The sequence below is a fragment of the Micromonospora sp. NBC_01740 genome, assembly GCF_035920365.1.
Classification (GTDB): domain Bacteria; phylum Actinomycetota; class Actinomycetes; order Mycobacteriales; family Micromonosporaceae; genus Micromonospora; species Micromonospora reichwaldensis.
Genome location: NZ_CP109150.1, coordinates 2,070,862 through 2,096,951, shown reverse-complemented (window position 1 = coordinate 2,096,951; position 26,090 = coordinate 2,070,862). Strand labels below are relative to the sequence as shown.

Here is a 26,090-nt window from a genome sequence, read left to right as displayed (position 1 = left end):
AGGGACGAGGCCGCGCCGCGTCCCGGGGGCGCGTCGTGAGCGGGCCGGTCGCCGCCGAGCCGGTCGGCGAGCTGGAACTCGTCCACGCCTTCACCGGCCCGATGCCCACCGGCGTGAGCGTCTCGCACACCGGCCGGATCTTCGTCAACTTCCCGAAGTGGGGCGACGAGGTGCCCGCCACGGTGGTCGAACTGCGCGACGGCCGCGAGGTGCCCTTCCCCGACGAACGGTGGAACAGCCCGTCGGGCGACGACGACGCGGAGGCGTTCGTGTCGGTGCAGAGCGTCGTCGTCGACCCCGCCGACCGGCTCTGGGTCCTCGACACCGGCAGCCCGATGTTCCGCCCCACCACGCCCGGCGGCCCGAAACTGGTCCGCGTCGACCTGGACACCGACACCGTCGCCCAGGTGATCACCTTCCCGACCGACGTCGCCCTGCCCAGCACCTACCTCAACGACGTGCGCTTCGACCTGCGCCGCGGCGAGGCGGGCACCGCCTACATCACCGACTCCTCCGACTCCGGCCCGAACGGGATCATCGTGGTGGACCTGGCCAGCGGCGCGTCCTGGCGGCGGCTGCACGACCATCCGTCCACGAAGGCCGAGCCGCTGGAGACGTTCCGGCCGGTGGTCGAGGGCCGGCCGTTCCTGGAGCGCCCCGCCGACGGGCCGCCGAAGCCGGTGACGATGGGCGCGGACGGCATCGCCATCTCCGCCGACGGGTCCCGGCTCCACTACTGCCCGCTCGCCTCCCGCCGCTGGTACAGCGTGTCCACCGACGCGCTCACCGACCGCTCGACTGCCGACGATCAGGTCGCCGCGTCGGTGGTGGACGAGGGCGACAAGGGCGGCGCCTCCGACGGCCTGGAGACCGACGACGCCGGCCGGCTCTACCTCACGTCGTACGAGCACGACGCGGTGCTGCGCCGCCTCCCCGACGGCGGATACGAGACCGTGGCCCACGACCCGCGGCTGCTGTGGCCCGACACCATGTCCGTGGCGAGCGACGGGCACCTGTACGTGACCGCCAACCAGTTGCACCGCCAGGCGAAGTACCAGCGCGGGCAGGACCTCCGGCGCAAGCCGTACGCCCTGTTCCGCATCCGGATCGACGCCGGCCCGGTCCGGCTGCGCTGACCATCGCCGCTGACGGCACGGCGCCGGCACCCCACGCGGGATGCCGGCGCCGTGTCCTCCGGGGACGGTCAGCTCATGGTGGCGAGCAGGTCCCGGCAGGCCCGCTCGCACGCGCGGCAGGCCTCGGCGCAGATCCGGCAGTGCTCGTGCATGCCCGCGTGGCCGGCGCACTCGTCGCCGCAGGACTTGCAGGCGGTGGCGCACGCCTCCAGCAGCGTGCGGGTGATGTTGGCGTCGTAGCCGGTGTGCCGGGACAACACCCGGGCGGTCGTCGTGCAGATGTCCGCGCAGTCCAGGTTCGTCCGTACGCACTTCGTCAGCTCGGCGACCATGTCCTCGCTCAGGCAGGCGTCGGCGCAGGCGGTGCACGCCTGGGCGCAGGTGTTGAGCGCCTCGACGACGGCGGCCAGCTTGGCCCGGTCCAGGTTGATCGACTTCGGGTACGTCTCGAGCATCGGCATCGTGGTGCTTGGCACGGCGTTCTCCTCTCGGTCATTGCCTGTGCACTACCCGCGACCGTCGCCCGGCATGCGGCCCGCGGCGGTACCGGTCGATACCGCGTCCGGGGCGACACCGCTTCCGGGTCCCACCGGCCGGTCGGCTCCGGGGGCGACAACGCGTCGGGCGTCGCATTGGCCGATGATCGGACCGTGATGTTCAGACGCCTCCGGGAGACGGCCCGCGAGAACCGCCGGCAGCAACGGCTCATGTCGAAGTCGAAGAACCCCGACGGCTGCTGCGACTGCTGCGACCTGGGGCTGTTCTCGACCCTGCTGACGCTCGGCGCGGCGACGGCGGCGGCGACCCGGGCGCCGGTGCTGGACCGGGCGGGGGTGGCGGCGATCCGGGGCTACCGCCGGTGGCTGTCGCCGCACTGGCCGGGACGGTGCCGCTTCACGCCGACCTGCGGGGCGTACGGGTTGACGGCGGTGGAACGGCACGGGTTGGCGGTGGGCGGACGGATGGCCGCCGAGCGGGTGCGTCGCTGCCGCCCGGGGGTGCCCCGGGGCACCCACGATCCGGTGCGCCGACCGATGAGCCCTGGAGTGAGCCGGCCGGAGATCGGGTAGAACGAGACCATGGGCCAGCTGAGCAGTTCCACACCCCCGCCGCAGGCCGTTGAGCTGCGGCGGTGGACGTTGCAGGAGGCGGTGGACCTGCGTGCCCTGCGGGCGTCCCTGCACGAGGAACTGACCGGCGACGTGCTCGGGGAGGGCGAGGCCCTGGAGGAGGTTCCCGAGCTCGTCGCGCTGATCGCCACGGAGCTGGCGACGAACGCCCTGCGCCACGGGATCCCGCCGACCATCGTCCGGCTGCTCGCGACCGACGACTGCCTCATCCTCGACGTCGCCGACCACGACCTGGGGTCCCTGCCGCAGCTCGCCGAGGCCCGGCCCGTCGGCGACGGCGGGCGCGGCCTGGAGCTGGCCCGCGCCCTCTCCCTCGACGTCGGCTGGTACGCCACGGGCACCACCAAGAACATCTGGGCGTCCTTTCCCCGCACCGAGCGCCTCAGTGGCGCGCGGAGCGCCTGACCGGGCACCGGCCGGCGCGGCGGCGCAGCCCCCGGGGGGCGGAACGGCCGGCCGGCCCACCGTCGGGCGGCGAACCGGTCGAAAGCATCCGCCCCCGGCGTCCCGGCAGGTCGCGGACCCGGTGCCCGTTCCGAGGCGGCCTACACTGGTCAGCGTGAGGCGACCAGCATGATCAACAGCGAACGGCGGACCGCGCCGGGCAGTCACATCTGCTGGTCGTACGACGACCTGGAATCCCTCGCCGACCAGGCGGAGCGCCACCTCGCCGCGGGCCTCGCGGCCGGCGAGCGCTTCTGGTACGTGACACCGCGCCCCTCGGACCTGGTGGCCGAGCGGCTGCACGCGCTGCCGAGTTTCACCGACGCGGAGCGCCGGGGCGCCGCCGCGGTGGTCCCCCTGGTCTCGACCTACTCGCCCGACCAGGTCGTCGACCCGGCGACGCAGGTCGCCGCCTACGCGGCCGCCACGGACGAGGCGCTGGCCGCCGGCCACACCGGCCTACGCGTGGTCGCGGAGGCCACCGAACTCGTCCGCACCCCGGCCCAGCTCGACGTCTTCACCCGCTACGAGCACCAGATCGACCGCTACATGCGCACCCGGCCGTTCAAGGCCATGTGCGCCTACCACCGGGTGAAGCTGGGCGACCGGGCGGTCACCGAGCTGGCCTGCATGCACCCGCGGACCAACGTCGAGGACCTGCTGTTCCAGTTGTACGCCGTGGCGCCCGCCGACGGGCACGCCGCGCTCGCCGGCGAGCTGGACATGTCGAACCACGACCTGTTCCGCACCGCCCTGGACCGCGCCGACCTGCGGCCCACCGACGGTGAGCTGGTGCTGTCGGCGGCCGGCCTGCGTTTCGTGGACCACCGCGCCCTGACCCACCTGGCCGAGTACGCGCACCGCCGCGGCGCGACCGCCGTGCTGCGCACCCCCCGCTCGGCCGCGGCCCGCCTGGTGGAGCTGCTGGACCTGCCCGGCGTGCGGGTGGAGGTCACGCCATGAGGACGGGTGCGGCCGCCCAGCACCACGGCTACTACCACGAGGCCGTGCGCTACGACTCCGACGACGAGCTGCTCGCCGTGGCGGTGCCGTTCCTGCTCGGCGGCGTCGAGGCGGGCGAGCCGACCTTCGTGGCCCTGGGCGAGCGCACCGGCGGGCTGGTCCGCTCGGCGCTGCCGGCCGGTTCCGGGGTCGAGTTCCTGCCCGGCGGCGACGTCTACGCCCGGCCCGCCGCCGCCATCCGCTCCTACCGCCAGCTCCTCGCCGAGCAGGTGGCCGCCGGCGCCGGGCAGATCCGGATCATCGGTGAGGTGCCCTCGGTCTCGTTCGGCGCGACCTGGGACTGGTGGGCCCGCTACGAGTCGGCGATAAACCACGCGTACGACGACTTCCCGCTGTGGAGCATGTGCGCGTACGACACCCGGATCACGCCGCCGGAGGTGCTGGCGGACGTGGCCCGGACGCACCCCCGGTTCGCCACCCCCGACGGGCGGCACGTGCCCAGCCCGACCTGGACGCCGCCGAGGGAATTCCTGCGGCAGGGCCGCCGGGTCGTGCCCGACCCCCTCCAGGCGCAGCCGCCGGCCATGGAGCTGACGGACCCGACGGCGGCCGAGGCGCGCGCCGCCGTGCACAAGGCCGACCAGGGCCAGGTGCCGGACGACGACGTGGAGGATCTGGTCGTCGCGGTGAGCGAGATCGTCACCAACGCGCTGCGCCACGGCAGGCCGCCGGTCCGACTGCGCGTGTGGGCCGGCGACGACCGCATCGTGGCGACGGTCAGCGACGGCGGCGACGGGCCGGGCGATCCGTTCTGCGGGCTGCTCCCCGTGTCCGACGGCGCCCCCGGCGGGCTCGGCCTCTGGATCACCTACCAGTCCTGCAACCACGTCACCTGGCAGCGCGACGACACCGGGTTCACGCTCCGGCTGACGGCCGGGAAGGCGTACACCGGCTGACCGGGACGGCCTCGACTGCGGGCGGGCCCGCGCCGGCGGCGGGTGCCGGTCGGCGGGGCCGACGCCGGTGGTACCAGGCCGCGAAGAGGGCGGTGGCGAGCAGCAGTTCGGCGACGTCGCCGCCGTAGTACATGAACCGGGCCGCCGCGCGCAGCGCGTCGATGTCCCGCTCGGGCAGCCCGGGCGGGAGGGTGGCGGCGTGCGCGTAGAGGTACTTGGCCAGCACGGCGTGCCCGGCCCCCGCCGCGAGCAGGGCGCCAACCCGCACCGCCGGGCCCGGCCGGCGCGGCGCCGGGTCCGGGCCGGCCACCGACCAGGCGAACAGGTAGCCGGCGACCACGTAGTGCACGTGCAGGGCGTGGTGCAGCACCGGGTTCCGCTCGGCCGCCGCGTAGAGCGGCGTGAGCAGCACCAGCGCCAGCCCGCCGGTGGTGAGCAGCCCCGCCGTCACCGGATGGGCGAGCACGTGCACCGGCCTGGCCCGCAGGAACCGGCCCACCCGGCGGCCGGCCGCCGGCGGCACGACCCGCAGCAGCAGGGTCACCGGCGCGCCGAGGGCCAGCGCGAGCGGCGCGACCATGCCCAGCAGCACATGCTGGGCCATGTGCACGCGCGGGTCGCCGGGCCCGCCCGCCAGCGGGCCGAGGGCGACCGCGAGCACCCCGCAGCCGGCCAGCCAGGCGACCGTACGCCGGCGACGCCAGCCGCGCCCGTCCCGGGACACGGCCAGCAGGTAGCCGGCGGCGAGCAACGCGACCGCCGCGAGCGGCAGCGGGGCGGGCCCCGCGGCGGCACCGGTGTGCGCGAGCGCCGTCACCGGGCGTCGCGGCCGGAGCGGGACCGCACCCGCCAGGTCACCCACGCGCCGAGCAGCAGCAGCGCCACCGCCGCCACGTTCCACACCACGTCGTACGGGAGCAGGTGCACCCCGTAGCGGATCTGGTGCAGCCGCAGCACCTTGTGGTCGACGATCCCGTCGAAGAGCTGGAACGCCCCCGCGCCGAGCAGGAACCCGCCCCAGGCGGCCCGGGGCACCAGGGCGCCCCGGCGGCGCAGGTCGGCGAACCAGAAGAAGCCGCCGACCAGGGCGAGCAGCTCGGCCGAGTGCAGCAGCCCGTCGGAGAGCAGCCCGACGGAGAGGGTGGACCGGTCGTAGAAGTGGTGCCAGCCGAGGATCTGGTGGAAGACGATCTCGTCGACGGCGGCCATCACCGCCACCCCGATGACCGCGGCGGCGAGGACCGACCGGCGAAGATCAGGTGCGCCGGAGCCGTTGCCCGAAAACCGCGATCCCGCCATCTCACCACCTCGCATCGCTCGCCACCCCCGAACTACCCAGGACCGGCCGAACCATGCGGAAGTTCCCCGTTGACGGGACGGCCGGGCCGGGGCCTTCCGGTGGCACGGGTCACGACCGGCGGACGGCGCGCGGACCCGGCGGTACCTTCGGCGGGCGGGCGACGATCGTTTCCCGGCGCGGAAGAAGCAGACCCCAGGAGGACACGGCCGTGCCGGACGCCGAGGAACTGGTCAACGACGCGCTCGCGGCGGTACGCGGCACCGACGTACGCCTCGCGGAGCGGCAGCTGGACCGGCTGATGATCGGGACGGGCGCCGCGGACGGCGCGGCGGCGGTGGACGCCGCGCTCCTGCGCCGCCTGGCGCGGGGCGTGGGGCGGCTGGCCCAGCACGGCTGGCAGCCGGTGGACCTCGGCCGGCTCGCCGCCCGCCGGCTCGACCCCCGGGCGGCCGGGCTGGTCACCGACGCGCTCGCCGCGCAGCGCCGCGAGCTGACCGACCCGGTGCCGCCGTGGTGGGACGACCAGCTGCGCGACCTGGGCGCCGGGGTGTGGTGGGACGCCGGCGAGAGCCACCTGGCCGCCTGGTCCACCCGCGTCGGGTGCGACCGGTTCACCGCGCTGCGGGCGGCGGTCGACGCGCTGGCCCTGGTCGAGGGGCTCCCGCCGATCGCCGTGCTGCGCCCGCCGCCCGGCGCGCCCGGTACGGCCGTCGCGCGCGGCGGGTCGGGCAGCGGCTCCCGGATGCTCGACCGGGTGCGGGCGCTGCTGGCCAAGGCGGAGTCGACCACCTACCCGGCCGAGGCGGAGGCGCTGACCGGCAAGGCCCAGGAGCTGATCGCCCGGCACAGCATCGACCAGGCGCTGCTGGCGGGCGTCGCCGAGCCCGCCGACCGGCCCGGCGGGATGCGCCTCGGCACCGAGCCCCCGTACGCGGGCGCGAAGGCGCTGCTGGCGCAGGAGGTGGCGGCGGCGAACCGCTGCGAGGCCGTCTGGTCCGACGACCTCGGCTTCACTACCGTGCTGGGCTGGCCGGCCGACCTGGAGGCGGTCGAGCTGCTCTACACCTCGCTGCTGGTGCAGGCCACCACCGCGATGCTGCGCGGCCGGGGGGAACGGCGGGCCAGGAGCACCGGCCGGCGGACCCGGAACTACGACGAGTCCTTCCTCAACGCCTTCGCGCTGCGGATCGGCGAGCGGCTGCGGGCCGCCACGGACGCGGCCGACCGGGAGGCGACGGCGCAGGCCGGGCCGGAACGGCTGCTGCCGGTGCTCGCCACCCGCGCCGAGGCGGTACGCGAACGCCTCGACACGCTCTTCCCCGGCGTCGTCCGGGGGCGGCTCACGGTGCGCGACGCCGAGGGCTGGTCGTCGGGCACCTCCGCCGCCGACCGCGCCTCGCTCGGCGCCGGCCCCGCCCCGAAGCGCCAGGTACGCGGCCGGCGCTGAGATTCCGTACCGCCGGCTGTCGGAACCGGCGGGTCGGCTCCGACCCCTCACCGGAAACGCGCCACCATGGGCTCGGCCGAGGAAACGAGGAGCACCCGATGAAGTACATGCTGCTGATCTGGAACCGCCCGGGGTTCGTGGACGGGCTGTCGGAGCAGGAGCGCAGCGCGCTCTTCGGCGAGGTCGACGAGCTCATGCGGGAACTGACCGAGTCGGGCGAGTTCCTCGGCGGCCAGGCCCTGGCCGACCCGTCGCAGGCGCGTACGGTCCGGCTGGCCGGTGACCGGCCGGAGGTGACCGACGGGCCGTACATGGAGAGCAAGGAACAGTTCGCCGGCTACCTGATGGTCGACTGCGACAGTCCCGAGCGGGCCGCCGAGATCGCCGCCAGCTGGCCGGACGTGCGGCGGGGCTTCGGCGTGCTGGAGGTGCGGGCGATCATGGATGAGGCCGGGACGGAAATGTGAGCGGAGGCCACCTGGAGGACCTGCTGCGCGACCTGGCGCCGCAGGTCCTCGGCCTGCTCGTCCGCCGGCACGGCCAGTTCGACGCCGCCGAGGACGCCGTGCAGGAGGCGCTGCTCGCCGCCACCGTGCAGTGGCCGCGACAGGGCGTGCCGGACAACCCCCGGGCCTGGTTGCTCACCGTCGCCACGCGCCGGCTGACCGACGAGTGGCGCAGCGAGCGTGCCCGGCGCAACCGGGAGGCCGCGCTGGCCGCCCGCGAGCCGGCGTACGCGCCGGCCGTCGACGAACAGTCACCGGCAGGGGACGACACCCTGGCCCTGCTGTTCCTCTGCTGCCATCCGGCGCTGGCCCGGTCGGCCCAGGTCGCGCTGACGCTACGGGCGGTCGGCGGCCTCACCACCGCGCAGATCGCGAGGGCGTACCTCGTGCCCGAGGCGACGATGAGCCAGCGCATCCGCCGGGCCAAGCAGCGGATCGAGGCCGCCGGGGCGCGGTTCACGATGCCCGCCCCCGGGGATCGGGACGAGCGGCTACGGGCCGTGCTCCAGGTGCTCTACCTGATCTTCAACGAGGGGTACACCGCGTCCAGCGGGCCGGACCTGCACCGGGCCGACCTGACCACCGAGGCGATCCGGCTGGCCCGGCTGGTGCACCGGCTGCTCCCGGGCGACGGCGAGGTGACCGGGCTGCTCGCGTTGATGCTGCTCACCGACGCGCACCGGGCCGCCCGCACCGGGCCGGCCGGGGAGCTGGTCCCGCTCGCCGAGCAGGACCGCGACCGCTGGGACCACGAGGCCATCGGCGAGGGGACCGCGCTGGTCACCGAGGCGTTGACCTGGTCACCGCCCGGCCCGTACCAGCTCCAGGCGGCGATCGCCGCCGTGCACGCCGAGGCCCCGTCCGCCGGACGCACCGACTGGCGACAGATCCTGGCGCTCTACCGGCTGCTCGCCCGGACCGCCCCGAGCCCGATGGTCACCCTGAACCAGGCCGTCGCGGTGGCCATGGTGGACGGTCCCCGCGCCGGCCTGGCCCTGCTCGCCCCGCTCGACGACGACGACCGCACGGCCGGGCACCATCGGCTCGCCGCCGTCCGCGCCCACCTGCTGGAGCTGGCCGGCGAACCGGAGCGGGCCCGGGCGGCGTACCTGGCTGCGGCCCGGGGGACGACGAGCCTGCCGGAGCAGCGCTACCTGGAGTTGCGGGCCGCCCGGCTGACGGGGACCGACGAGTCCCGGCGCCCACGGGAGTCACATTGACGGACGCCGGCCGGCGTGCGGCACGGGGGTGCATGCCGACCGGAGTCCCGGGTCAGGTGTCGACGACGCCGGGCGACGTGCCCGTCGGCCTCAGGCGCGGCACTCGCGGGTCAGCTTCGGGGGGATCGCGGTGAAGGTGGAGTCCATCCAGGCGGCCGGCCGGGACGCCCGGGAACCGGCGTCGATCCGGTCGGCGGTGTCCTGGATCAGGGCGCGGATCTCCGGGTCGGCGGCGCGGCGGGCCTGCACGCGTACGTCGTCCGCCAGCCCCGCCAGGTTGCGCCGGAGCTGGTCGGCGACCTGCTCACCGGTCAGGTCGCGGGGGACCGAGGCCGCCGAGTCGGTGGCGATCCGCCGGCTGCCGGCGAGGATGAGCTGGTCGACCTCGCGGCAGACCTCGACGGTGTTGGCGGCGGTCGTGGCGACCGGGGAGGGGCTCGGGGCGGCGCTCGCCGGGGCCGTCGGGCTCGGCGGGGCCGCGCCGGTCCGGGCGGTCTCCTCCCGCGCGGTGTCCTGGCATCCCACGGCCAGCACCCCGAGCGCCACCGTGGCGGCGGCGCGGCGCGCGTAGACGACGGATCGGGACACGGGACCTCCCGTTCGGGGTCTCGGCCTTCCCGGGGGTGACGGCACGGGTGCGGCCGGCGCCGGGCGGCGGGACGTCGACCTGCCAACGAGTGGCGCCTGCCGGGGGAAACGTCCGCCGGACGCGCCAGTACGCCCTCCGCCGGGTCGGCTGGTGACCGATCCGGCGGAGGGCGCGTACGCGGGTCAGCTCTTGAAGGCGTCCTTGATCTTCTCGCCGGCCTGCTTGAGCTTGGCGCTGGCCTGGTCGTTGCGCCCCTCGGCCTCGAGCCGTTCGTTGTCGGTGGCCCGGCCGGCGCCTTCCTTCAGCTTGCCGGCCGCATCCTCGGTCGTGTTGTTGACCTTGTCTTCGAAACCCATGTCGACCTCCCGATTGGCGGTGCCGGTACGCCCCTCGAATACCCCGCACCGCCAGCGTCCAACCGTCCGGTCACCCACCGCCGCCGGCCGGCGGGCCGCCGGGCCCGCCACGACCGGTGCCGCCGGCCCCTGACGGACGGGGCCGGCGGCACGGTGCGCAGGGGTCAGGAGACCGGGCGGAAGCCCCGCAGCCGGAGGCTGTTGGCAACCACGAAGACCGAGGAGAAGGCCATCGCGGCGCCGGCGATCATCGGGTTCAGCAGGCCGGCGGCGGCCAGCGGCAGGGCCGCCACGTTGTAGGCGAAGGCCCAGAACAGGTTGCCCTTGATGATGCCGAGGGTGCGCCGGGCGAGCCGGATCGCGTCCACGGCGGCCATCAGGTCACCCCGGACCAGGGTCAGGTCGGACGCCTCGATCGCCACGTCCGTGCCGGTGCCCATGGCCAGGCCGAGGTCGGCCTGGGCCAGCGCGGCGGCGTCGTTGACCCCGTCGCCGACCATCGCCACCACCCGACCCTCGTCCTGGAGCCGCCGCACGACGTCGACCTTGTCGGCGGGCAGCACCTCGGCGACCACCTCGTCGATGCCCAACTCGGCGGCCACCGCGTGGGCGACGGTGGTGTTGTCGCCGGTCAGCAGCACCGGCGTCAGGCCGAGCGCGCGCAGCTGTGCGATCGCCGCCCGGCTCGTCGGTCGGACCACGTCGGCCACCGCGAGGACCCCGCGGGCCCGACCGTCCCAGCCGGCCAGCACCGCCGTCCGTCCCTGGGCCTCCGCCGTGGCCGCCGCCCGCGCGACCTCCTCCGGTACGTCGAGGCCGTGCTCGCGCAGCAGTCGGGGCCGACCGATCAGCATCTCCCGACCGTCGACCGTCCCGCTCACGCCGAGCCCCTCGGCGTTGACGAAGCCGGTCACCGGCGGCAGCGTGCCCGCCTCGGCCGCCCCGGCGGCGACGGCCCGGGCGATCGGGTGCTCGGACGCGGACTCCAGCGCCCCGGCGAGCCGCAGCAGCTCCGCACGGTCCTCGCCGGCCGCCGGGACCACGTCCACAAGCGTCATCCGACCGGTGGTGACGGTGCCGGTCTTGTCCAGCACGACCGTGTCGACCTGCTTCGTGGACTCCAGCACCTCCGGCCCCTTGATCAGGACGCCGAGCTGCGCGCCCCGGCCGGTGCCGACCAGCAGGGCGGTCGGCGTGGCCAGCCCGAGGGCGCACGGGCAGGCGATGATCAGCACCGCCACGGCGGCGGTGAACGCGGCGGTGCCGCCCGACCCGTTGCCGAGCCACCAGCCGAGGGTGCCCACCGCGAGGGCGATCACGATCGGCACGAAGACGCCGGAGATCCGGTCGGCCAGCCGCTGCACCGCCGCCTTGCCGGTCTGCGCCTGCTCGACCAGCCGGGCCATCTGGGCCAGTTGGGTGTCGCCGCCGATGCGGGTGGCGGTGACCACCAGCCGGCCGCCCGCGTTGACGGTCGCGCCGACCACGGGCTCGCCCGGGCCGACCTCGACCGGGACGGACTCGCCGGTGAGCATGCTGGCGTCGACCGCCGAGGTGCCCTCGTCGACCACGCCGTCCGTGGCGATCTTCTCACCGGGCCGCACGACGAACCGGTCCCCCACCACGAGCTGGTCCACCGGGATCCGGGTCTCCGTGCCGCCGCGCAGCACCGCGACGTCCTTGGCGCCGAGTTCGAGCAGGGCCCGCAGGGCCGCGCCGGCGGTCCGCTTCGCCCGCGCCTCGAAGTAGCGGCCGGCGAGGATGAACACGGTCACCCCGGCCGCCGCCTCCAGGTAGATGTTGCCGGCGCCGTCGGATCGGTTGATGGCGAGACTGAACGGGTGGGTCATCCCCGGCGTACCGGCGGTGCCGAGGAAGAGCGCCCAGACCGACCAGCCGAACGCCGCCAGGGTGCCGAGCGAGACCAGGGTGTCCATGGTCGCCGCTCCGTGCCGCAGGTTGATGAAGGCCGCCCGGTGGAAGGGCAGCCCGCCGTAGGCCACGACCGGGGCGGCCAGGGTGAGCGACAGCCACTGCCAGAAGTCGAACTGCCAGGCGGGCACCATCGCCAGCACGATCACCGGCACGGTGAGCACGGCCGAGACCCACAGCCGGGTACGCAGGCCGCGCAGCTCGTCCACCGGCTCGGCGGCCGGTTCGCCGCCGGCGGGCGTGGGCGGGGGCGGCAGGGCCGCCGTGTAGCCGGTCTTCTCCACCGTGGCGATCAGCTCGTCCGGGGTGACCTCGTCGGCGTACCGGACGGTGGCCTTCTCCGTGGCGTAGTTGACGGTGGCGGTCACCCCGTCCATCCGGTTCAGCTTCTTCTCGATCCGGGCCGCGCAGGAGGCGCAGGTCATACCGCCGATCGCCAGCTCGATCTGGTTCGGCGCCGTCAGCAAGGGCTTGGTGGTCATCATGCTTCCCGTCAGTCGTGCCCGTGACCGGGGACGCCGTGGCCGGCGCCGGCGGTCGGGGAGCTCGTGGCGGCGGGCGTGCCCGCCGTCGGGGAGCTGGTCGCCGCCGGGACACCCGGCGCGGTCGGAGGGCTGCCGGCGACGATGGTGAACTCGGCGGTACGCACCACGCCGCCGTGCTTGAAGTCCAGGTAGAGGCGGTAGGCGCCGGCCGACGGCATCTCCGCCGAGAAGCTCACCTCGGGGCCGGGCCGCGTCCGCCCGTCGCCCGGCTCGCCGTGCGGGTGCACGTGCAGGTAAGCCAGGTCGCCCTGGCGCAGCGCCACCAGGTGGCCGTACGCGCCCAGGTAGGGCTCCAGGTCGGTGACCGGGGCGCCGGCGCGGCTCACGGTCAGGGTCAGCTCGGCGGTGCGGCCGGGCTCCGGGGCGCCGGCGAGCGTCACCGTGTAGCCGTCGACCGTGGTGCTGGTCGCCGGGGCGGGCAGGGGCCGCCCGGTCAGCGCGCCGGGGACGGTCACGTCGACGCCGAGCGTCAGCGCCTCGCCCCCCGTCGGGGTGAAGTCGGCGAACGCCCGCCAGACGCCGGGCCCGGCGAGCGGCGAGTCGACCCGCCAGGTGCCGTCCGGCGCCATCTCGGGGTGCACGTGCCGGAAACCGGAGAGGTCGCGGCGGGCCACGATCAGGTGCATGCGCTTGTCGTGCGCCACGTCGTACGCGGTCACCGCCCCGCCGTCCGGGCCGGTGACCTGGAAGGCGAACTGCCCGGCCGGGGCGTCCACCGGGCGCAGGGTGTAGCCGCGGTCGGAGACGAGCAGGCCGCCGGGCAGGTGCGCCGCCGCGCCGTTGTCGCCCCCGTGTCCGGCTCCGCCGTCCTCGCCGTGCCCCCCGCCGGCCTCGTGCGGGGCCTCGGCGGGCGGCGCCACGGGGTCGGCCACCCGGCCGACCCCGTACGTCGCGCCGAACACCACCGCGAGGCCGAGGGCGAAACCGCTCAGCTTCGTCGCCGTGTTCATGGTGTGCCTCGTTTTCCCCGTGCCCGATCTCAGGCGCCGACGAGGTCGTAACCGGCCTCGTCGACGGCGGAGCGCACGGTGTCGGTTTCCAACGGGCCCTCGCTGGTGACGGTGACCCGACCGGCGGCGACGTCGACCTGGACGTCGCTGACGCCCTGGATCGCGCCGACCTCGGTGCTGACCGCGGTGGCGCAGTGCCCGCAGGTCATGCCCTGCACCTGGTACGTCGTGGTGATCATCGAACTCTCCTCTCGCCGCCCCCAGCCTATACCCCCCAGGGGTACATCGGAGGCGGACCGGTGCCCGTGCCTTGTACCGGTACCCGGTGGGGGTATCCCGGCCAGGAACGAACGTACCATACCCCCGAGGGGTACGGTATCCTCGACCCCATGACCACACCGACGCCCACCCCGACCAGGGGTTACACCGCCAGCAAGGATCAGCTGCTCGCGCGGCTGCGCCGCGTCGAGGGGCAGGTCCGTGGCATCGAGAAGATGGTCGACGAGGATCGCTACTGCATCGACGTGCTCACCCAGATCTCCGCGATCCAGGCCGCTCTGGACAAGGTCGCGCTGGGCCTGCTCGACGGGCACGCCCGGCACTGCATGCGCGAGGGCGCGGCCGAGGGCCGCGCCGACGAGATGGCCACCGAGATGATGGCCGCCGTCGGCCGCCTGATGAAGCGCGGCTGACCCGTCCCGGCACCCGCCCCCGGCGAGGCGCGGCCCCACGGCGACGCCACACCTCCGACGCCACACCTCCGACACCACCCGCACGACCTGCGCCCGGATGCCGGGGTGGCTACCATTCGGCCGGTGGCCCTCCGGATTCCGCACCGCCCGCCCCGCGCGCCCCGCCGGGCGGCGGCACCGCCCGCCCGCGACCGGACGGGGGCCCAGGACCGCGGTACGTGACCGCACCGCCACGCGGAAGCGATCCCCGTCCCGGCCACGCGGCGACGGGTGAACCGACCGGCCCCGCCGGCACGTACCCCGCCCTGGATTCGTAGGGAGACACTCGATGGGCGCCGACCACACCCGTCCCGCTCCGTCCGCCCCGCCGAGGGTGCGGCGGATCCTCGTCGCGACGGTGGTGCCCCTCTTCGTCGCCACGCTGATCGCCGCCCTGGTGCTGTGGCCGTGGGACGCGCCCGACCCGGCGACCGGCACCGATGCGCCCCGCTACCACGGCACGGTGACCCGGGTGGTGACGGAGCCGTGCCCGCCCGCCCCGGAGACCCCGGAGGGGAGCCCCGACGCGCCACAGGGCCCCTGCGGCACGGTCACCGTACGGGTGCAGGACGGCCCCGACGCCGGCCAGCAGGTGGAGACGCCGGTGCCCGCGGGCCCCGGCGCGCCGACCGTCGCCGTGGACGACGAGATCATCCTGGTCGAGCTCACCGACCCCGCCGACCCCACGGCCAGCACCTACAACATCGCCGAGCACCAGCGCGGCAAGCCGCTGGTCTGGCTGGTGGCGCTCTTCGCGGCCGCCATCGTCGCCTTCGGGCGGTGGCGTGGGCTGGCCGCGCTGGGCGGCCTGGCGGCGAGCTTCGCCATCCTGCTGACCTTCGTGCTGCCGGGCATCAGCGCCGGGAACCCGCCCCTGCTGGTCGCGGTCGTCGGCGCCGCTCTGATCATGTTCGTGGTGCTCTACCTGACCCACGGCGTGACGGCGCAGACCTCGGTCGCCGTGCTCGGCACGCTGGGCAGCCTGGTGCTGACCGGTGTCCTCGGCACGATCGCCACCGCCGCGACCCACCTGACCGGGTTCGGCTCCGAGGACGCCACCACGCTGTCGATGTACCAGGCCGACGTCGACCTGCACGGGCTGCTGCTGGCCGGGATCATCATCGGCTCCCTCGGCGTGCTGGACGACGTCACGGTGACCCAGGCCGCCACGGTCACCGAGCTGGCGCACGCCAACCCCGGGCTGTCCCGGACGCAGCTCTACCGGGCGGCGACCCGGGTCGGCCGGGCGCACATCGCCTCGACGGTGAACACCATCGTGCTGGCGTACGCCGGCGCCTCGCTGCCGGTGCTGCTCCTGCTGACCGCCGACTCGCGGGCGGTGACCCAACTTCTCACCAGCGAGTTCCTCGCCCAGGAGATCGTCCGCAGCGCGGTCGCCACCCTGGGTCTGATCGCCGCCGTGCCGCTGACCACCGCGCTGGCGGCCCTGGTGACCACGGCCGGCCGACGCGGCGGGGACGCGACCGACCGCGCCGCCACCGCGCCCGCGCCGACGCCCCGGCCGGCCACCGACCGGTCCGAGGCGCTGGAGGCCCTCAGCGGGCCGCGCGGGGACACGCCGTCCGCCGCTCCCGCCGGATGGCCCGATGGGCACAGAAGTACGGACACCGCATGGTGACGCTCCTCAGCGTGACCGAACAGGACGTTCGTCCTGATAAATGCGTCACTGGTCACCGTCCGCCATTACGAAATAACGCATTTAGTCGGCTTAGGGACGTAGATCCCCGGGAGCGTTCTCGGGTAACCTCGCTGCCGGTCACCGCCGAAGGCGCGCAGCGGCGCCTGCGGTGCCGCCGCCCAATCGCCGCGAGGCGAACCGGGGACCCAGGTACGTGGGGTGAATCCGCGACAGCGGTAGGGGCCACTTCCGCCCCGAACCCGTCAGCTAACCCGGTCGGCGGTCGACGGAAGGGAAAACTGTGACGGCACCCCTACGCCGCTGGCTGACGCCCGTGGTGGCCGTACTCGCCGCTCTGGCGGTCTTCGCCGGGCCTCTCCCGGCGGCGGCCGCGCCCACCCCGCCCAAGCCCTCCGGGCACGGGGACGACGAGCCCAAGCTGCTCGACGACCTCATCGAGGCCCGGAACCGGTCCTACGTGCAGGCCAAGGCGAAGCTGGCGAAGTCGAAGAAGCGCCAGCTCGAACTGGCCCTGGAGGTCTCCCGGGCGCAGGCCGAACTGAACGCGCTGGCTCCCCAGGTCAGCCAGATCGCCGCCCAGTCCTACCGCACCGGGCGGATCGGCGCGGTGTCCATGCTGCTGGACACCGCCAGCCCCGACTCGTTCGTCAAGCGCGCCGCCGCCCTCGACGAGCTCAACCTGGTCAACTCCAAGAAGCTCGCCGAGGTGAACGCGGTCAAGGACCGCGCCGAGCAGGCCAAGCTGGCGCTCGACACCGAGGTCCGCGAACAGCAGAAGCTGACGAACGAGATGGCGCGCGGCAAGCGGGAGGCGGAGAAGGCGCTCGCGCTGGTCGGCGGCAGAGGGCTGACCAGCGGCAAGGTGGTCGCCACCTCGCCGGTGGCGAAGATCGCGCCGGGGCGGGCGGCCGACGGCGACTGGACGCCGCTGTCACCCACCGAGGCCGACCCCACCACCTCCGGCCGTATCACCGCGCGCACCCTGCACATGTACAAGGAGGTCAAGCGGGCCGGCTTCAACCGGTTCGTCGGCTGTTACCGCCCCGGCGGGCCCTACGAGCACCCGAAGGGCCGGGCCTGCGACTGGTCGCTGCAGAAGAGCGGCTTCTCCCCCTGGCACAACGACGACACCTACATGTACGGCAACAACCTGACCGCGTTCCTGGTCCGCAACGCCGACCGGCTCGGCGTCTACTACGTGATCTGGAACAGACAGATCTGGTTCCCGGCGACGGGCTGGAGCTCCTACAGCGGTCCGTCGAACCACACCGACCACGTCCACGTGTCCCTCTGGTAGACACGCACGCGCGCGGCACAGCCGAGAGCGCGGACAGGGCCGCCCCGCCGAACGCGGGGCGGCCCTGTCTCGTCGTACGGACCCGCCCGCCAGGGCGGTGACGGGCGGGCGGTGGGTGGGTGGTTGTTCAGGCGAGCGCGGCGCTGGCCGCCGCCTCCGGCGCGTCGGCCGCAGCGGCGGGCACCTCGGCCACCGTCCGCACCTCGCCGGCGGTCAGCCGGTACGACATGCCGACCACCCCGCAACGGCCGGCGGCCACCTCCGCGGCGAGGACGGCGGAGCGGCCCAGCATCGCCTCGACGGTGTGCGCGATGTGGATGTCGACGATCCCGTCGATGTCGTCCACGCCCTCGGCGGCGGCCCGGCGCAGGCTGGGCACCACGGCGTCCACCACGGCGCACAGGTGCCCGACCGGCGGGGTGCCGGTGGCGGCCGCCGTACGCGCCGCCTGGACGGCCCCGCAGGAGTCGTGCCCGAGCACCACCACCAGCGGCGTGCCCAGGACCGTGACGGCGTACTCCACGCTGCCCAGCACCTCGGGACCGATGGTGTGCCCGGCGGTGCGGACCACGAAGAGGTCACCGAGGCCGCGGTCGAAGATGATCTCGGCGGCGAGCCGGGAGTCGGAGCAACCGACGATCACCGCGAAGGGGTGCTGCCCGTCGGCGACCGCGGCGCGGTGCCCGGCGTCCTGGTTGGGGTGGCGCGGGGCGCCGGTCACGAACCGCCGGTTACCGGCGTGCAGCTCGGCGAGCGCCTGCTCGGGACTCGCGGGGACGGCGAACGCGGTGCCGACGTCGGCCGGGGTCCCGCCCGTGGCCGGCGCCGGGAGCGTCCGCTCCGGGCCCGGTTGGGTTCCTGGCGATCCGGGACGACTCATCCCACACCTCGCTACCTCACGTGAACGGCCTGGTCACCCGGGCCGACGCTGGACGCGGGCTGCCACCACCGTCACACGCACTGCAAGATACGTCAAGGGATGCGTGATATGCATTTCATATGTCCGGCGGCCCGGTGCGACGGCGGCCGGGCCTCCGCGCGTCCCTCGGCCGCGAGGGCGCGCAGGAAAACACGAAGCAGGGGCCATACGATGGCGGGCATGGCGACGACAGGGGAGAACGGGAGCACCCGCAACTGGACCTTCCTCACCAACCACGGGCACGTGCTGCTCGCCATCGCCCGCAACCCCACCGCCCGGCTCCGCGACGTCGCCGACGAGGTGGGCGTCACCGAGCGGGCCGCGCAGGCGATCGTCGCCGACCTGGAGGCCGGCGGCTACCTGAACCGCACCCGGGTGGGCCGACGCAACGAGTACACGCTCAACCCCGCCGGGCGGTTCCGACACCCCGCCGAAGCGGACCGGCAGGTCGGCGCCCTCCTCGCCCTCTTCGCCGACGACCAGGAGCCGGCCGAGGCCAGCGAGCGTTCCTGACGAGGGGTCCGGGCGGCGGCACGCCGCTCCGGCCCTCGGCGGTAATCTCACCGCGTGCGCGAGAGTTTCCGACCGGGCGGGACCGGGCCGGCCCGCCGAGGCGGGCGCGGTGCCCGCGCGGTCCTCGGTGGAGCGGCCGCGGTCCTGCTCGGCACCGCCGTCATCGCCCCGTCGCCCGCCTCGGCGGCGGTCCCCCGCTGCGGGCCCCCCGGCGTCGCCGCCCCCGCCGAGACGCCGTGGCCGCTGAGGAGACTCGAACCCTCGTCGGCCTGGCGGATCTCCCGGGGCGCCGGCATCACGGTGGCGGTCATCGACTCCGGCGTCTCCGCCCTCCATCCCGCCCTGAAGGGCCAGGTCAAGGCGGGCCGGGACTTCAACGGCCTGCCGCAGCAGCAGGGCCGCTGCGACCTCGCCGGCCACGGCACCATCGTCGGCGGCATCATCGCCGGGAAGGAGGGCACCGGCGCGTCGTTCAGCGGCATCGCGCCGCAGGCCAGGATCCTCCCGGTACGCGTCCTGCCCGACACCAGGACCACCGCCGACGAGGGGCTGCCGGGGCAGATCGCCGAGGCGATCCGCTGGTCGGTGCAGAACGGCGCCGACGTGATCAACCTGTCGCTGGTGACCCTGGACCGGCAGGACCTCGCCGACGCCGTCCGCTACGCCCTCGACGAGGGGGTGGTCGTGGTGGCCGCCGCCGGCAACCGCCAGGAGAACCAGCAGGACAGGCCCGCGTTCCCGGCTGCCTACCCGGGAGTGATCGCGGTCGCCGGGGTGGACGAGGAAGGCGGTCACGTGGGCAGCTCGGTCAGCGGGGACTACGTCGACCTCGCGGCACCCGGGCTGAACATCCTCGGCCCGGCCCCCGGGGGCGAGGGCTTCCTCGCCGAGCCGCAGGGCGGCACCAGCTTCGCCGCCGCGTACGTCTCCGGGGTGGCCGCGCTGGTCCGGGCCGCCCACCCCGACCTCGACCCGGAGCAGGTCGCCGACCGGCTGATCCGGACGGCCGACAGCCCGCCCGAGGGGAAGAACGCCGAGGTCGGCCACGGGGTGGTGAACCCGTACCGGGCGGTGGCGACCGTGCTCGGCACCCGTACCGATCCGCCGGCCGGCGCGATGCCGGCACCGCCCTCCACCGAGGACCCGCTCGCCTGGCAGGGCACCGTCGCGGTCTGGGCCGCCGTCGTCGGCGCGCTCGTCGCCGCGCTGCTGCTGTCCGTCAAACCGATCCTGATCCGCGGGCGACGCCGGGGCTGGCGCCCGGGCCGCCGCCCGTCCGCAACGGACGCCACGACCGGCTGACGCCCTTCTCCCGCACCGCCCGGACAACGTCGAGCGCCGCCCACCGGTGCGGTGGACGGCGCTCGGCGTGACTCCGTCAGCGCAGGATGCCCGGCGTACCGCCGCCGTCCGCACCCCAGACGTCCTCGTCCTCCTCCAGCCAGGTGTTGCGAGGGGTCTCCTCCTCGCCGTAGCCGGCGCCCATGCCGGCCATGCCACCGACGCCCCGCGCGCCCGCACCGACGCCCTTGGCGCCCACGCCGGCGGCACCCGCGCGCCCGCCGCCACGGCCGGCCCCACCGGCCGCACCGCCCATCATCGGGCCCATGCCACCCGCACCGAGCTTGCCGCCGGCGCCGAGCTTGCCACCAGCGCCCCGGCCGCCACCGCGATTGGCGCCGGCCGCGCCGCCGCCCATCATCGGGCCCATGTTGGGGCTCACCGGCCGGCCGAGCGAGCCGCCGCCCGGGATGACGCCCCCGCCGCCCAGCCCGCCACCGCCACCGCCACCGAGCCCGGTGGTGCCGGGCAGGCCGCCGCCACCGCCACCGCCGCCGAGCGCGGGGACCGTCGGGGCGCCGGCACCGGCCAGACCGCTGCCGTAGTCGTCGGCGAGGCTGCCCGTGCTCGGGTCGTAGCCACCGTTGGGGTCGTAACCACCGCTCGGGTCGTAGCCGCCAGTGGTCAGGCCGGGGTGCGCGGTGGAGCCGATCCCGGTGGTCCCGGTCTCGGGCACGCCGGCCCCGCTGAGCGACGGCATGCCACCGCCCGGCATGCCACCGGTCGAGGGCATCCCGCCCATGCTGGGCGCGCCGCCGGTGCTGCCGGCGCCGGGGCCGCCGCCGAGGTCCGGGGTCTGCACGTCCGGCGACTGGGTGGTGCCCGGCGTGGTCTGGCCGGGCGTGCCCGAGTCGATGGTCACGTATTCGCCGCTGACCTGGTTGTAGACCTTGGCCGCCTCGTCGGACTTGTCGTTGAGCCAGTCGGCGAGCGAGGTGAGCGGGTCGAGCAGGCCCAGGAAGTCGGGCTTGACCTTCATCTCGAAGAGGCCCGTGTCGATCACGATGCGGCCGTTGCGCGCCTCCAGCACGTCGTTGACGCAGCTCGCGGGGATGGGGAACTCGGCCTGCGCGGCGCTCAGCTTGTCGGCGGCGGTCTTCAGCGACTGGACGATGCCGTTGTGCTTCTCGGCGTCGTCGACGACCCGGCCCGTGTCCGTGGCGATCTGCTTGACGTGGGTCTTGAAGGACTCGTACGCCGGGCCCTTCCACACCTCACCGAGATCGGCGACGTTCGTCTCCAGGCTCTCCTTGACGGAGTTCAGGTTCTTCAGCAGCTGCTCCCAGCCCAGGGCGGCGCTGGTGACGTCGCCCGGCCTGCCCGCGACGACGATCTGCTGGCACATCTCTTCCCAGCTCGGCATCCTGTCACCCTCCCGATCAGCCGTTGGATCCGTTGGTGGCGGCTTGGCTGAAGGCACGCTCCATCTCGGCGGCGGACATGGCGTTCGCCTTCTCCGCCGTCTCGTAGTTCTCCTTGACCTCGCGCAGCGCGTTGGCGGCCTGGTAGAGGTCCTCGGCGAGCTTGCGGACGCTCTGCTGCGTGGTGGTGAAGAGGCTGCCGTGCTTGCGGGCCAGGTCGCCCGCCCGGTCGAAGGCGCCGAGCGGGCTCGTCGCCCCGCCCCCCACGCCGTTCATGCCGCCCGACGCCGCCGCGCCGCCCATCCGGTCCTGGATCTCGACCATCGTGTACGACTGCTTGTTGAGAAACGAGGCGTGCGACTCCAACCACTCGATGGCCTTGTCCAGGCTGGACGCGTCCCACTCCGTGTTGTCGCCGCTCTCGCCCGACCCCGGCACCAGGCCGGAGGGGGTCTGCGCCCGGTTGACGTTGTCCATCGTGATGCCGCTGACGTGCACGGTGGGTGCCAGCGGGGTGATGGGCATGTATGGGGTGTCCACCCGGATCTCCTCCGGCTGGTCCGTCCTATCGTCCGTCATCGGTTCCTCCCCGTCGCCGACTGACAATGTGGCTTACTGCTGGTGTCCGCCGGGGGCCGGCGGGGGTGGTGCCGGCGGCGCACCGTACGGGTGGGTTCCGCCGGTGGGCGTCGGGCCGTACCCGGGCGGGGGTCCCGCCTGGGGCGGTGCGGGCGTGCCCGGTGCCCCGCCGGGCGGCGGATAGCCGGGCGCGCCGAACTGCGGGTTGCCGTGCGATCCTCCCGGGGCGCCGCCGGCCGGCGGGTGGCCGGGGGGCGGCGGGTAACCGGACGGACCGGCCTGCGGATAGCCCGGCGGCGGATAGCCGGGCGGGCCGCCGGGCGGCGGGTAACCCGGCGGGCCGGGCCGGGCGACGGCCGCCTTCCGGCGGGACCGGCGCACCAGCACGATCACGAGGATCAGCAACGCGACGGGCACGAGCAGGCAGAGCGCCCCCTGCACCAGCGCGCCGGTGTCCTTCTTCATGCTGATCGACACCGCCGGCCCGTCGTCCTTCTGCGGCGTGGCCGCGCCCGCGGACGGGGCGGCGCCGTCCGGGGCGCCGGCGAGCAGCGGGTGCGCGTCGACCGCCGGCACCGATCGCGTCAGCGCGGCGAGCGGGTCGACCGCGCCGAAGCCGTGCTGGCTGTCGCGGCCGGTCGGGCCCAGGTCGCGGGCGGTGCGGATCAGCCGGTTCACCACGTTGGCCGCGTCCAGGTCCGGGTACTTGGCGCGGACCAGCGCCGCCACCCCGGAGGTGATGGCGGCGGCGTCGCTCGTGCCGCTGCCGATGCCGTAACCGTTGGACGACACGGACGCGGACCGGGGAGAGATGATCTCCTGCATCGGCGCGGCGAGCACGGCCTCCCGACCGGTGGCGCTCTGCGCGAAGAACTCGCCGTTCTTCGCCAGCCCGGTCACCGCGATGACGCCGGGGATGTTGGCGGGGCTGGTGACGACGCGGTCGTTCTGCAGCCGATTGCCGGCCGAGGCGATCAGCACGACGTCCTTGTCCAGGGCGTAGCGGACGGCGGCGATCTCGTCGGGGGTCGCCGCCGTGCCCGTCCCGACGGACATGTTGATCACGTCGGCGCCGGCGTCGGCCGCCCAGCGGATGCCCTTCGAGAGGTCTGCCGAATCGAAGGAGTCACCCATCGCGACGGGCAGGATCTTCGCCTCCGGGGCGATGCCCAGGTGCCGCATCGCGCCACCGCCCCGGGACGCGATGATCCCGGCCATCGCCGAACCGTGGGCCTTCCTGGCGTCGTCGTCGCGGCGACCGTCGGCCGCCGTCCCGGAACCGATGCCCTTGCCCGGCAGGACCTGACCACGCAGGTCCGGCAGGTTGGGGTTGACCCCGGTGTCGATGACCGCGACGGTCACGCCCCTGCCCTTGGTGAGCTTGTGGGCCTGCGGGATCTTCAGGGTGTCGAGGTACCACTGGAGGCCGCGCACCGTGTCGGCGCGGGCCGGGGCCGGCGCGGCCAGTGGACCGAGACCGGCGCCGACGACGACCACCGCCAGCGCCGCGACGGCCAGCCGGAGCTTGGACCGCGAAGGCTTGCCCGCACGCATGATTCTCCCAGGACCTATCGGCGCACAACGCGACGCGGCTCCGGCCCGGTCGAACCGGACCGGAGCCGCGTCGGCGACTGTGTCAGTTCCACGCCTTGGCGTTGCTCATCTCGGTGCTGACGTAGTTCTCGCGGGCGATGCCCACGGCGCCACCGATGTCGTTCAGGATCTTGTTGATATCCCGGACGGCGGCGTCCCACTGCGCCTGGTGCTGCTCGTAGGCGGCACGGTCCTCGCCGTCCCACTGGAGCTTCGACAGCATCGAACGCAGCGTGTCCAGCTTCTCGTCGATGGTCTTCGAGATGGCCATCATCTGCTGGTTGCTGCTCTCGAGGACCGCGTAGTCGACCTTGATGCTCATGAGTTCCTCCTCTGCTCGTCTCGGCGGATCACGGGTTGAGTGCAGAGTGGAACTTGTCCAGCATCTGCTGCTGCTCTTCGTCGTTGACCTGGTGCGTCGTACCCGACTTGTCGAGCAGGTCGGCGATGTTGTCCATCGCCGTCAGCAGCTTGCCCGTGTCCTCGTTCCAGCGCTGCATGAGCGACTGGAAGCCGGTGGACGCCTGCCCCTTCCAGGCGATGGCCAGGTCGTCGACCACGTTCCACAGCTTCTTCAGCTCGCCGTCGACATCGCTGCGCGTGGAGCGCACGTCACCCGCGGCGGTATGCAGAGTCGCTGCTTCGACCTCGAACGCCATGCTTCACACCCTTCCGTCTTCTTGTGGCGGCGCAGTCGCCGCGTCCTCCCCCGCCGCAAGGCAATCACCCCACCGACGGACACTCAGTCAAGACCGTAGCGGACGGTGTCCATGCCCCGCAGCCCTGCCCCGAGTGGGTTGCCCGACCGCCGCCGGAGCGGCCCCTCGCACCTATCCGGAGCGGGAGTACGAGCGCACGTGCAGCACCACCCCGACCACGAAGGTCAGGGCGAGCATCGATGCGAGCAGCCACTGCACCGCGTCGTCGGCGAGGGTGCCGAGGGCCACCGCGAATGCTGCCACCCCGCTGAGCAGGACGAGTTCCATCGCCCTGCGGGCCAGGCGCGACCGGGTGAGCTGCGCGACCAGCCCCAGGACGATGAAGACCGGGATGGTCACCAGCGCGTACCCGAACAACATGCTCTGCCACACGGTGGCCCCCACCTCTCGGCCCGGTCGGTCAGGCCCGGTAGAAGCCCGGGTCCTGCACCCAGTCGATCTGGATGTCCTGGATGTCGGGGTCGGCGTCGCCGGTCGCCCAGCCCGGGCGCGAGTCCGAGACGAAGTTGTACTGACTGTTACCGCGGAACGCCGACGCCACCGTGGAGAACAGCGCGCCGATGTCCGTGAAGATGAGCCCGAGGATCGCCGCGGTGGCGGTGAGGCCGGCCACCCCGATCGCCTGCGCCAGCGGCGCGGTCGCGGGGAACGCCTGGAGGGCCACGGCCGCGATGACCGCGATGAGGATCGGCACCAGCGCGCCGACCAGGGCGTCGATCGAGGCGTTGAAGTGGTCGCGGACGGCGGTCAGCGCGTCCTTGTTGGCGTTGAGCGCCTCCGCGAGCGCCCCGATCTCGGCGTTCAGCTTCTGCACGAAGGCGTCGAACGCGTCCCGGTCGTCGAAGTCCCACTCCTCGCTGGACGGGATCACGCTCTCCAGCGCCGCGCCGAACTGGTCGCCGCCCAGGAAGCGGGCCGCGTCGCCCCACTCCTTGATGGACTGGTTGACCTCGTCGTTGTCGAACGTCTCGAGGTGGATGATGGCGGCGGTCAGGAAGGCGGCGCCGACCAGCCACACCCAGTTGGCCCGGGCCGCCCCGGCCAGCGAGCGGACCGGCGCGGTCTGCGCGGCGACGCTGTGCGTCCCCACCACCGAGCCCGAGGAATTCGCGATCAGGATCTCCGGCATCGAGCCCTCCCTGCGTCCCGCACCCGCGAGGTCACTTGACCACCCAGGGCTGGTCCGACTTCTCCCAGTTGAGCGCGCTCTGTTCGAGGTTGGCGGCGGCCCTCTCCAGGTGCTCGACGCCGGTGCGCAGGTTGTCGAGGTGACCGTCGACGGCATCGTTGTGCGCGCTGACGGCGGACAGGCCGAGCAGTGTCATGGACATGCCCGACAGCTTGACGCCCTCCAGTGCCCGCTGCGCGTTGCGCAGGTAGGCCATCGGGCCGTCGGCGGCCGCGAGCTTCTGCCCGGCCTTGCGGATGGCGTCGACGTCGACGACGTTGGCCACGGGACCCTCCCTCTCGTCAGCCGCGCAGCCGGCGCAGCGGGTCGTTGAGATCCACCCCGAACTGCTGGAACCACTCCTCGGGGGTGACCTTGCCCGCCTCGGCCCGCCGGACCAGGTCGGCACCGCCGAGCATCTCCTCCAGCAGCTCGCGCTGCCGCTCGGCGTGCGCGTCGTAGGCGGCGTCGATGGCGGCCTGGAGCGACTCGGCCAGGCTGAAGCTGTCCAGCCGCATCGCCCGGGCGTCGATCTGGATGTCGCCGACCTTCATGTCGCCGTCGACGGTGACCTGGACCAGGCCGTCCGGGCTCTCCCCGACGATCCGCAGCTCGGCGCGCTGCCGCTGGAAGTCCGCGAGCCGGCGCTGCTGCTCCTGCGCCTGACGCAGGATGCCCTCCAGGCCGGCCCCGCCCATGCCGCCGGGCGTCCACGATGTGCTCAAAACGGTCCTC

The 26,090-nt window shown here is 74.3% G+C and carries 31 protein-coding genes and 1 riboswitch; of the genes, 13 read left to right on the top strand and 18 right to left on the bottom strand.

Translation table 11 applies throughout. The annotated features are described in order from the left end of the window. Nucleotides 1-35 precede the first annotated feature (35 nt). A complete protein-coding gene (locus OG989_RS10115; RefSeq protein WP_225852249.1) occupies nt 36-1,136 on the top strand; it encodes a major royal jelly family protein in 1,101 nt (366 codons plus the stop codon). 68 nt (nt 1,137-1,204) lie between these two features. Here OG989_RS10115 and OG989_RS10110 read toward each other — a convergent pair whose 3' ends face one another. Then, nucleotides 1,205-1,612 carry a four-helix bundle copper-binding protein gene (locus tag OG989_RS10110; protein ID WP_225852248.1) on the bottom strand — a complete coding sequence of 136 codons (408 nt, stop codon included), beginning with the start codon at nt 1,610-1,612 and terminating at the stop codon, nt 1,205-1,207. Between the two features lie 177 nt (nt 1,613-1,789). On the opposite strand from OG989_RS10110, the gene yidD reads away from it, so the two are divergent. The 4 genes from yidD (at nt 1,790) to OG989_RS10090 (ending at nt 4,629) form a co-directional block, all read left to right on the top strand. Then, nucleotides 1,790-2,206 carry a membrane protein insertion efficiency factor YidD gene (yidD, locus tag OG989_RS10105; RefSeq protein WP_225852250.1) on the top strand — a complete coding sequence of 139 codons (417 nt, stop codon included), beginning with the start codon at nt 1,790-1,792 and terminating at the stop codon, nt 2,204-2,206. A gap of 9 nt (nt 2,207-2,215) precedes the next feature. Next, nucleotides 2,216-2,671, top strand: a complete 456-nt coding sequence (locus tag OG989_RS10100) for an ATP-binding protein (RefSeq protein WP_327030354.1) — start codon at nt 2,216-2,218, stop codon at nt 2,669-2,671. 168 nt (nt 2,672-2,839) lie between these two features. Continuing rightward, nucleotides 2,840-3,673 carry an MEDS domain-containing protein gene (locus OG989_RS10095; RefSeq protein WP_327030353.1) on the top strand — a complete coding sequence of 278 codons (834 nt, stop codon included), beginning with the start codon at nt 2,840-2,842 and terminating at the stop codon, nt 3,671-3,673. Further along, a complete protein-coding gene (locus tag OG989_RS10090; protein ID WP_327030352.1) occupies nt 3,670-4,629 on the top strand; it encodes a sensor histidine kinase in 960 nt (319 codons plus the stop codon). Before OG989_RS10095 ends, OG989_RS10090 begins: the two co-directional genes overlap by 4 nt. Here the strand turns inward: OG989_RS10090 and OG989_RS10085 are convergent. After that, complete coding sequence (locus OG989_RS10085) at nt 4,589-5,446, bottom strand: cytochrome c oxidase assembly protein (protein ID WP_327030351.1); 858 nt, start codon at nt 5,444-5,446, stop codon at nt 4,589-4,591. The genes OG989_RS10090 and OG989_RS10085 overlap by 41 nt on opposite strands. Beyond that, nucleotides 5,443-5,928: a DUF2243 domain-containing protein gene (locus OG989_RS10080; RefSeq protein ID WP_151455126.1), complete on the bottom strand. Its 486-nt coding sequence runs from the start codon at nt 5,926-5,928 to the stop codon at nt 5,443-5,445. The genes OG989_RS10085 and OG989_RS10080 overlap by 4 nt, the downstream gene beginning before the upstream one ends. 209 nt (nt 5,929-6,137) lie before the next feature. Between OG989_RS10080 and OG989_RS10075 the strand changes: the two genes are divergently transcribed. From OG989_RS10075 to OG989_RS10065, 3 genes are all read left to right on the top strand, one after another. Further along, on the top strand, nt 6,138-7,376 hold the full coding sequence (locus tag OG989_RS10075) for a DUF2786 domain-containing protein (protein WP_327030350.1): 1,239 nt from the start codon (nt 6,138-6,140) through the stop codon (nt 7,374-7,376). Nucleotides 7,377-7,474: 98 nt separating this feature from the next. Beyond that, a complete protein-coding gene (locus OG989_RS10070) occupies nt 7,475-7,843 on the top strand; it encodes a YciI family protein (protein ID WP_151455124.1) in 369 nt (122 codons plus the stop codon). Next, nucleotides 7,840-9,102 carry an RNA polymerase sigma factor gene (locus OG989_RS10065; protein WP_327030349.1) on the top strand — a complete coding sequence of 421 codons (1,263 nt, stop codon included), beginning with the start codon at nt 7,840-7,842 and terminating at the stop codon, nt 9,100-9,102. The genes OG989_RS10070 and OG989_RS10065 overlap by 4 nt, the downstream gene beginning before the upstream one ends. A 90-nt stretch (nt 9,103-9,192) precedes the next feature. Here OG989_RS10065 and OG989_RS10060 read toward each other — a convergent pair whose 3' ends face one another. The 5 genes from OG989_RS10060 to OG989_RS10040 form a co-directional block, all read right to left on the bottom strand. Next, nucleotides 9,193-9,690: a hypothetical protein gene (locus OG989_RS10060; protein ID WP_327030348.1), complete on the bottom strand. Its 498-nt coding sequence runs from the start codon at nt 9,688-9,690 to the stop codon at nt 9,193-9,195. A gap of 183 nt (nt 9,691-9,873) precedes the next feature. After that, on the bottom strand, nt 9,874-10,047 hold the full coding sequence (locus OG989_RS10055) for a CsbD family protein (protein WP_151455121.1): 174 nt from the start codon (nt 10,045-10,047) through the stop codon (nt 9,874-9,876). 164 nt (nt 10,048-10,211) lie between these two features. Beyond that, nucleotides 10,212-12,464 carry a heavy metal translocating P-type ATPase gene (locus OG989_RS10050; protein ID WP_327030347.1) on the bottom strand — a complete coding sequence of 751 codons (2,253 nt, stop codon included), beginning with the start codon at nt 12,462-12,464 and terminating at the stop codon, nt 10,212-10,214. A gap of 8 nt (nt 12,465-12,472) precedes the next feature. Beyond that, nucleotides 12,473-13,474, bottom strand: coding sequence for a hypothetical protein (locus OG989_RS10045; protein ID WP_327030346.1), 1,002 nt, complete (start codon nt 13,472-13,474; stop codon nt 12,473-12,475). 29 nt (nt 13,475-13,503) lie between these two features. Continuing rightward, nucleotides 13,504-13,713: a heavy-metal-associated domain-containing protein gene (locus tag OG989_RS10040; RefSeq protein WP_151455118.1), complete on the bottom strand. Its 210-nt coding sequence runs from the start codon at nt 13,711-13,713 to the stop codon at nt 13,504-13,506. Between the two features lie 150 nt (nt 13,714-13,863). Here OG989_RS10040 and OG989_RS10035 point away from each other — a divergent pair, with 150 nt between their 5' ends. The 3 genes from OG989_RS10035 to OG989_RS10025 all read left to right on the top strand — a co-directional run bounded on the left by OG989_RS10035 (nt 13,864) and on the right by OG989_RS10025 (nt 17,162). Then, the gene (locus tag OG989_RS10035; protein WP_327030345.1) at nt 13,864-14,166 is read left to right on the top strand and encodes a metal-sensitive transcriptional regulator; all 303 of its coding nucleotides are present in this window, start codon (nt 13,864-13,866) and stop codon (nt 14,164-14,166) included. 328 nt (nt 14,167-14,494) lie between these two features. Next, nucleotides 14,495-15,844, top strand: coding sequence for a YibE/F family protein (locus OG989_RS10030; protein ID WP_327030344.1), 1,350 nt, complete (start codon nt 14,495-14,497; stop codon nt 15,842-15,844). 166 nt (nt 15,845-16,010) lie between these two features. Next, nucleotides 16,011-16,142, top strand: a riboswitch (cyclic di-AMP (ydaO/yuaA leader). Nucleotides 16,143-16,145: 3 nt separating this feature from the next. Further along, nucleotides 16,146-17,162, top strand: a complete 1,017-nt coding sequence (locus OG989_RS10025) for a coiled-coil domain-containing protein (RefSeq protein ID WP_151457617.1) — start codon at nt 16,146-16,148, stop codon at nt 17,160-17,162. A 127-nt stretch (nt 17,163-17,289) separates the two neighbouring features. Here the strand turns inward: OG989_RS10025 and OG989_RS10020 are convergent, their stop codons facing one another. Further along, nucleotides 17,290-18,042: a carbonic anhydrase gene (locus OG989_RS10020; RefSeq protein ID WP_151457618.1), complete on the bottom strand. Its 753-nt coding sequence runs from the start codon at nt 18,040-18,042 to the stop codon at nt 17,290-17,292. 210 nt (nt 18,043-18,252) lie between these two features. On the opposite strand from OG989_RS10020, the gene OG989_RS10015 reads away from it, so the two are divergent. Together OG989_RS10015 and mycP are read left to right on the top strand one after the other, a co-directional pair. Beyond that, nucleotides 18,253-18,594, top strand: coding sequence for a helix-turn-helix transcriptional regulator (locus OG989_RS10015; protein ID WP_151457619.1), 342 nt, complete (start codon nt 18,253-18,255; stop codon nt 18,592-18,594). A gap of 54 nt (nt 18,595-18,648) precedes the next feature. Further along, nucleotides 18,649-19,896, top strand: coding sequence for a type VII secretion-associated serine protease mycosin (gene mycP, locus OG989_RS10010; RefSeq protein ID WP_327030343.1), 1,248 nt, complete (start codon nt 18,649-18,651; stop codon nt 19,894-19,896). Nucleotides 19,897-19,972: 76 nt separating this feature from the next. On the opposite strand, the gene OG989_RS10005 is transcribed toward mycP, so the two are convergent. From OG989_RS10005 to OG989_RS09965, 9 genes are all read right to left on the bottom strand, one after another. Continuing rightward, a complete protein-coding gene (locus OG989_RS10005; protein WP_327030342.1) occupies nt 19,973-21,298 on the bottom strand; it encodes a WXG100 family type VII secretion target in 1,326 nt (441 codons plus the stop codon). A gap of 16 nt (nt 21,299-21,314) precedes the next feature. After that, on the bottom strand, nt 21,315-21,875 hold the full coding sequence (locus tag OG989_RS10000) for a hypothetical protein (RefSeq protein ID WP_132231850.1): 561 nt from the start codon (nt 21,873-21,875) through the stop codon (nt 21,315-21,317). Nucleotides 21,876-21,908: 33 nt separating this feature from the next. Then, on the bottom strand, nt 21,909-23,429 hold the full coding sequence (locus tag OG989_RS09995; protein WP_327030341.1) for a S8 family serine peptidase: 1,521 nt from the start codon (nt 23,427-23,429) through the stop codon (nt 21,909-21,911). Nucleotides 23,430-23,511: 82 nt separating this feature from the next. Next, the gene (locus OG989_RS09990) at nt 23,512-23,790 is read right to left on the bottom strand and encodes a WXG100 family type VII secretion target (protein ID WP_101413905.1); all 279 of its coding nucleotides are present in this window, start codon (nt 23,788-23,790) and stop codon (nt 23,512-23,514) included. A 28-nt stretch (nt 23,791-23,818) separates the two neighbouring features. Next, entirely contained in the window at nt 23,819-24,127 is a 309-nt protein-coding gene (locus OG989_RS09985; RefSeq protein WP_089002280.1) for a WXG100 family type VII secretion target, read from the bottom strand. A gap of 171 nt (nt 24,128-24,298) precedes the next feature. Further along, the gene (locus OG989_RS09980; protein WP_327030340.1) at nt 24,299-24,559 is read right to left on the bottom strand and encodes a hypothetical protein; all 261 of its coding nucleotides are present in this window, start codon (nt 24,557-24,559) and stop codon (nt 24,299-24,301) included. A 28-nt stretch (nt 24,560-24,587) separates the two neighbouring features. Then, entirely contained in the window at nt 24,588-25,316 is a 729-nt protein-coding gene (locus OG989_RS09975) for a hypothetical protein (protein WP_132231854.1), read from the bottom strand. 31 nt (nt 25,317-25,347) lie between these two features. After that, nucleotides 25,348-25,641, bottom strand: coding sequence for a hypothetical protein (locus OG989_RS09970; RefSeq protein WP_121396953.1), 294 nt, complete (start codon nt 25,639-25,641; stop codon nt 25,348-25,350). 16 nt (nt 25,642-25,657) lie between these two features. Beyond that, a complete protein-coding gene (locus OG989_RS09965) occupies nt 25,658-26,080 on the bottom strand; it encodes a YbaB/EbfC family nucleoid-associated protein (protein WP_225852345.1) in 423 nt (140 codons plus the stop codon). Nucleotides 26,081-26,090 lie beyond the last annotated feature (10 nt).